At 42.2% G+C, this 6,184-nt stretch carries 6 protein-coding genes and 1 pseudogene; 5 read left to right on the plus strand and 2 right to left on the minus strand.

All coding sequences use genetic code 11. From position 1 onward, the window contains the following. Together H5993_RS09750 and H5993_RS08720 are read right to left on the minus strand one after the other, a co-directional pair. Positions 1-67 (minus strand): annotated as a pseudogene (locus H5993_RS09750) (IS200/IS605 family transposase); the annotation flags it as partial. 149 nt (positions 68-216) lie between these two features. Further along, positions 217-1,251, minus strand: coding sequence for a DUF5692 family protein (locus H5993_RS08720; protein ID WP_204777064.1), 1,035 nt, complete (start codon positions 1,249-1,251; stop codon positions 217-219). A gap of 220 nt (positions 1,252-1,471) precedes the next feature. On the opposite strand from H5993_RS08720, the gene H5993_RS08725 reads away from it, so the two are divergent. The 5 genes from H5993_RS08725 to H5993_RS08745 all read left to right on the plus strand — a co-directional run bounded on the left by H5993_RS08725 (position 1,472) and on the right by H5993_RS08745 (position 5,867). After that, a complete protein-coding gene (locus tag H5993_RS08725) occupies positions 1,472-3,292 on the plus strand; it encodes a heavy metal translocating P-type ATPase (RefSeq protein ID WP_204777065.1) in 1,821 nt (606 codons plus the stop codon). A 66-nt stretch (positions 3,293-3,358) separates the two neighbouring features. Then, on the plus strand, positions 3,359-3,586 hold the full coding sequence (locus H5993_RS08730; protein ID WP_239458064.1) for a heavy-metal-associated domain-containing protein: 228 nt from the start codon (positions 3,359-3,361) through the stop codon (positions 3,584-3,586). A 1-nt stretch (position 3,587) separates the two neighbouring features. Continuing rightward, entirely contained in the window at positions 3,588-4,142 is a 555-nt protein-coding gene (locus tag H5993_RS08735) for a DNA-binding protein (protein WP_204777066.1), read from the plus strand. 25 nt (positions 4,143-4,167) lie between these two features. After that, the gene (locus tag H5993_RS08740; RefSeq protein WP_204777067.1) at positions 4,168-4,815 is read left to right on the plus strand and encodes a Crp/Fnr family transcriptional regulator; all 648 of its coding nucleotides are present in this window, start codon (positions 4,168-4,170) and stop codon (positions 4,813-4,815) included. 71 nt (positions 4,816-4,886) lie between these two features. Then, the gene (locus tag H5993_RS08745; RefSeq protein ID WP_204777068.1) at positions 4,887-5,867 is read left to right on the plus strand and encodes an aldo/keto reductase; all 981 of its coding nucleotides are present in this window, start codon (positions 4,887-4,889) and stop codon (positions 5,865-5,867) included. The last annotated feature ends 317 nt before the right edge of the window (positions 5,868-6,184 follow it).

The raw sequence follows: 6,184 nt of genomic DNA on the forward strand, positions 1-6,184 counted from the left end.
GGTAATTTAAGTTATATACGGAAGTTCTCCCATACGTAAGTCTATTTGTATCTTTCATGTCAACAATTATATCACATATTTATCTATCCATGTGACCTAAAGGACAGAAAATTAGGGCAATTCATCACGTCCTTAAAAGAACGTGTTTCCTTGCCCATTTTCAAAAAAATCATCTTCCGAGATTTCACTCGCAAGATGATTAAAAGCTATTATATTTTATGCCCGACGCATTGCTTCATCATAATCCTTGGTGCCAACAAAGATTTCGTGAGTGTAAGGGTTAATCCCGAGTTGCTTTGAGCGTTTCAAAATAATTGCTAAGACGACAACGTTAATTACTAAAGCAAGGATTGCAATCAAGCCCATCGCAACTGGATCAACTGAACTTGGGTGAACAGCTGGGTTCATAAAACCATCTTTATATAAGACCGGGAGAACTGCAAATTTTCCTTGGTCTTGGAAAAGTGGAAAGACTTGAGCAAACATACACCAAATTGAAAGCGTGTAGGCACGGTTTTGAATCCAGCCCCCTTTGTTCCAAAAGGCAGCCGCAAACGTTGGGGCCAATAGTAAGGCAACCCCACAATACCAAGAATGTGTTGGCAAATTTGCATAGGTATATTCAAAGTTCCAAACATCATAGGCTAAGATAAACAGCCAGGTCATGTCTGGCCATAACATATCTTGCTGATTCTTCGAGGAATAAATTGCCCACCAACCTGTCATACAGAAAATATTTAAGATCCCAGCTAGGCCGTTAGCAATGTTCCACCAACCACCATAGAGCCAGACGCCTTCTGATGATAACCACCATTGCGATTGGCCTTGCACTAAATGCGATAGGCCATTAAAAGCCGATTGAAAATCACTTCCAACCGCAATCAAGATATTGATTGCCACAATTACAAAGGGAAAACATTTAAACCAATGCTGTTTTGCAAACCACCAATCGTATTTCAGCATCATAAAGCCAATACATCCAGCAGTTGCTGCATACAACTTAGCATAGTGGAACCAACCATTCATATGGACATAAGTCTGATTATGCAGGGCCCAGCTCTGTCCATGAGCAGCCCCAACATAAATCGCAATGAAATAAATAGTTAAGATTGCTGGTAAAACTATAAAGAAGAAAATCCCGCCGGCTTTTGAGCGCCGGGCAACTTCATTTGCGAGGATTAGTGCAACAAAAACCATTAACCAACCACAGAACTGCCATAAAGCACTATGACCATAGACTTGAAATAACATCTTTCGCCACTCCTCTCCAATAAATATATTTTTATTACATCTATATTATAGATCACAATATATGTAATGAGAGGAGTTAAAATTCGTTAACTAGTTTATAAAGTGACAACTTTAATTTTTTATCGTTTTGGAAACTTTGATAAGGATCAATTTTTTCTTAGAGTAAACTCCATATAATAGTTGAAAATTAACACTAATTCTTATGAATGGAGGTTACAACATGAAAATCCAACGTTTTTACCAACAACATCAAAAAACTATTCTTGGAATCATGACCGGCTTATTAAGTATTGCCTACCTATTTAAATGGCAGCAAAATTTCTTGCTATTTAATACCCTTTTAGCCCTTGTCGCAATAATTGGGGAAATTCCCCTCTTCCTTCGAGCGACCAGTGCCCTTAAATTTAAATTAGTCTCAATTGAGCTCTTAGTTACAATTGCGGTAATTGGTGCTTTCTTCATCCAAGAGTTTAGCGAGGCGGGAATCGTCGTTTGGTTGTTTTCTTTAGGGAACCTGCTTGAGGAGCTTTCCTTACAGAAAACCCGTCAATCCGTTAAAGAACTTGTTCAACTCGCTCCAAAAGCGGCTTACCGGATTGTGAGCCCCGAGGACCGAAAAGGTGAACTAGTGGCAATTGACGACCTCGACGAAGATGATTATGTCTTGGTTAGGACGGGGGATCAAATTCCAGTCGATGGTGAAGTGGTTAGGGGGAGTGGCTACGTTGACGAAGCCCCGATCACTGGCGAGGCCAAACCCCAAGCTAAAAAAATTGGAAATTCAACTTATGCGGGGACTAACTTAACCGATGGGACCTTAGTAGTTCAAGCTAGTCGGGTGGGTGAAGATACTACTTTTGGTCAACTAATCGAATTAATTGAAGAGGCCCAAGATAGCCAAACCCAAGCCCAACGAAAAATTGACCAATTTGCTAAGTACTATACCCCGATTGTCTTAGTGATTGCCCTCATTGTCTTCATTACTAGTCGACAAATTGAATTAGCCATTACCGTCTTAGTGCTTGGTTGCCCAGGGGCCTTAGTGATTGGGGTTCCCGTTTCAACCGTTGCTGGAATCGGAACTGCCGCCAAAAGTGGTATTTTGGTCAAAGGAGCCACGGTTTTCGAAACCTTCCGCAAGGTTAACTGGCTTGCCTTTGACAAAACCGGTACGATTACTAGTGGTCATCCAGCGGTTACGAAAGTCGTTAACTTAGCCGGCGACGAAAAACTTAATACTCAGTATCTTGTTAGTGTTGAAACAGAGGCTACCCATCCCCTCGCCAAAGCCATCGTCCACCACTTTGCTTCCGCTACCCCCTTTCCAACCGAACAATTTACCACCGTCAAAGGAGCTGGCATTAAAGCTATGATTGCTGGCCACCACGTGCTGGTTGGAAACGAAGAACTAATTCAAGCGGCTGGCATCACTAATTTACCAACGCTTACGCCAACTACCACCCATGTTTTAATGGCGGTTGATAATCAATTGACCCTCGCCCTCGAAATCATGGATCCACTAAAGGAAACAACTCCAGCCGCCATTAAACAACTCCAGTCCCACTACCACCTCGCCCTCTTGACTGGTGACCATCAAGCAGTGGCGGAAGCAACCGTGGCTGGCCTTGATTTTGACGCCATTCATGGGGACCAACTCCCTAAAGATAAGGTTAATTTTATCCAAGCAACCCAGGATAAGGGCCAAAAAGTGGCCTTTATCGGCGACGGGATTAACGATGGTCCAGCATTAGCGACAGCGAAAGTTGGGATCGCCATGGGAAGCGGGAGCGATACGGCAATTGAAACGGCCGACATTGTCCTTCCAACCTCAGATCTTTCTCGCTTACCGATTTTAAATCGAATTGCTAAAGCTACGATGTGGAATATGAATGAAAACATCAGTATTGCTTTGTTAACCGTTTTGTTACTATTCATTGGCCTATTTACAGGTTATATCCACATGGCTTCCGGAATGCTTATCCACGAAGCTAGTATCCTCGTGGTAATTCTAAATAGTTTCCGTTTATTACGTCACTTTTGATCCACGTCAAGGTTTTTTATTAGTTTTAACTTAATAATAGTAAAAAAAGTAAATGGAGGGATCATCATGCAAAAAATCACCATGGCTGTTGACCAATTAACCTGTCCTAGTTGTTTAACTAAGATTCAAACGGCTCTAGATCAACAAACAACCGTTACTTCCAGTAAAGTTCTTTTTAATGCCGGAAAAGTTAAATTAACGGCAACTGACGATGCAAATCCCAATGAATTCAAAAAGATCGTCGAACAACTCGGTTACCCAGTTACTAATCTCAAAGTAAAGGAGCTCGCTTAAAATGATTGATATCGAAAAACTTACCCAAGCCGAACTAGATCGGGCTGACCAAGAACACCATACGCCAACTGCCGGGGCAATGATTAGCCATGTCGTTGCTAACTTGTGGCTTCACCAACTTAAAATTGAACAAGCCACCCTCTTTGTTAAAAAATGTGGAGTTAGTCTTTTCTTAACCCAAGCTGGCCCAGAATGGCAAGCAAAGGAAGCTGACTTTATCCACCGCCTTAACCAAACCTTAGCCGATGAAGGTGATTTAGTCCCGACCACTAGCCACCAAATCTTGGAATACACAATGTTAAAAGAATCCTTGGGGAATAAATTTAAGCCGGCCCGAGACCAACTCTTTGACCTAATTCAAGATTTTGATACTCAATTAATGTTTATTACGCGGGCAATTGAATTGGCCCAAAAGGAACACCACTATGCGCAAGCAGCCTTATTAGTTGAATTGTACGGTTGGCAAAAAGCCCAAATCCGGCGGGGACAAACAATTCTCGGCCACAACGTTAATGAAGGTTTAGCTAGCGCTGAAGAAGACGATGATGAAGATTAAACAAACAACAAGGGAAGGATTGCCAATGGCAAAAGAACTTTGTGTCCAGTTAGTGCCCCTCTTTAATCAACTTCCACTAGCCGATCAAGAACAGATTGAAGCTCTGTTAAAGCAAGCCGAGCATCCCCGGGGTGAAATCGTTTTGGATCCACTTTCGAAACCACAATTAATTATCGTGGCAAAAGGAAAATTGCGGATGGAAACCTTGGCTAGTGATGGCACCAAACAAGTGAACCAAATTATTGGCGCTGGTGATTATGCCGGAACCGAATGGCTTTTTGGTGAAACTAACCAGGCAACCTACTTAACAGCTGCTCAAAATAGCCTAGTTTGTCACCTCGAAATGGATGATTTTAAAGCTTTGTTAGCAAAGTTACCTACCTTAGCTTACCGTCTCCTTCGCTTCACAATTAATCAAAACCATGCTCTGCAACGCCAAACTTACTACCTTGGATTAACCCGGGTTGAAGAACGGGTGATGGCTTACTTTAATGATCAAAAAATGGACCAACAAAGTTCCGTCATCACCCTCCCCTTTAAATTAGCTGAATTAGCCGCTTATTTGGGAACCACCCCCGAGACCATTTCTCGAACCATTAAACACCTTAGTGACGAAACCAAAATTGAGCAATTAACCAAAGCTAAATACCGGCTTTTAAAAACGGAAAAATAAGGGCAAGCAAACTTAAAAACGAGTATAATTAGCTTAATGTGTTACCGTTTTCATAAAGAAGGAGTGGAAAAATGGAAACAATTAAGTTCGGTAAATCTGAGGTTGTCGCTAACCCGCTTGGGTTAGGTACTAACGCCGTTGGGGGTTATAACTTATTCCATCAATTAGCTGATGAAGATGGAAAACAGCTGGTAGAAGCAGCGATTGCCTGCGGCATCAACTTGCTTGATACCGCCTATGTATACGGTTTAGGTCATTCTGAGGAATTGGTCGGTCAGGTCATTAAAAATCACCGGCGGGAAGATTTAGTAGTTGCAACGAAGGGTGCTCACGACTTCTCAACTGGTGAAGAAGTTATCAATAACGATCCCGCTTTCCTTCGTCAACAAGTCGAAAATAGCTTAAAGCGACTTCAAACTGATTACTTAGACATTTACTACATTCACTTCCCAGATCATGATACGCCAAAAGCCGAAGCCGTCGGAGCTTTACAACGCTTACGAGAAGAAGGTAAGATCCGGGCGATTGGTGTTTCCAATTTCAGCCTCGCCCAAATCAAAGCAGCGAATGTTGATGGTTACGTTGATGTTGTTGAAGATGAATTTAGCCTATTACATCAAGACCACCTAAATGATGGCATGTTAAATTATCTTCACGATAATCAAATTAGCTTTGTACCTTACTTCCCACTAGCTTCTGGACTCTTAACCGGGAAGTATGACCACCTAGTAACCTTTCCAAATGATGATATTCGAAGCCAAATTGCCGACTTTAAGGAACCCCGGTTCAGCCAAGTCCGTCAAGCAGTTGACCAAATCCGGCCAATTGCAAACGCCCATCAGGCTACGGTTGCCCAAGTCGTTCTCGCTTGGTATCTCACCAACCCACTCATCAGCGCCGTTATTCCTGGAGCTAAGCGGGCAGCACAAGTCGAAGCTAACGCCAAGGCAATGGAACTTCAGTTAAGCAAAACTGAATACCAGACCATTGAACAAGCCTTCCAAGGATTCCAAAACACTACTTCTGGAAAATCTTTGAAGGATCCGGATTAGATATCCTACCAAAAAAGTAATAGTTTCCAGCAAGAGGAGGTTGGGAAAAAAGCTCCTTGACGGCCTGGTTAGGATAAGAAGGGCGAAGGTTGATTCATTAGAATCGACCTTTCGTTCGCACTTATCCGCTAAGGCCGTGCTTTTTGACCTTAGTTACTGAGTAACATTCGGAGATGACAAAGAGGGGCTGGGAAAAAACTCCTAGTCCAAAGTAAAAACCGGATGATGAATTTCTTGAACGGCTATAATGCCCTCTAAGTATACAGATGAAATAGAAAATTCATCTTATGCTTGGAGGGTATTTTTATGTCTAGAAA

Source organism: Limosilactobacillus alvi, assembly GCF_016900115.1.
GTDB classification, from domain to species: domain Bacteria; phylum Bacillota; class Bacilli; order Lactobacillales; family Lactobacillaceae; genus Limosilactobacillus; species Limosilactobacillus alvi.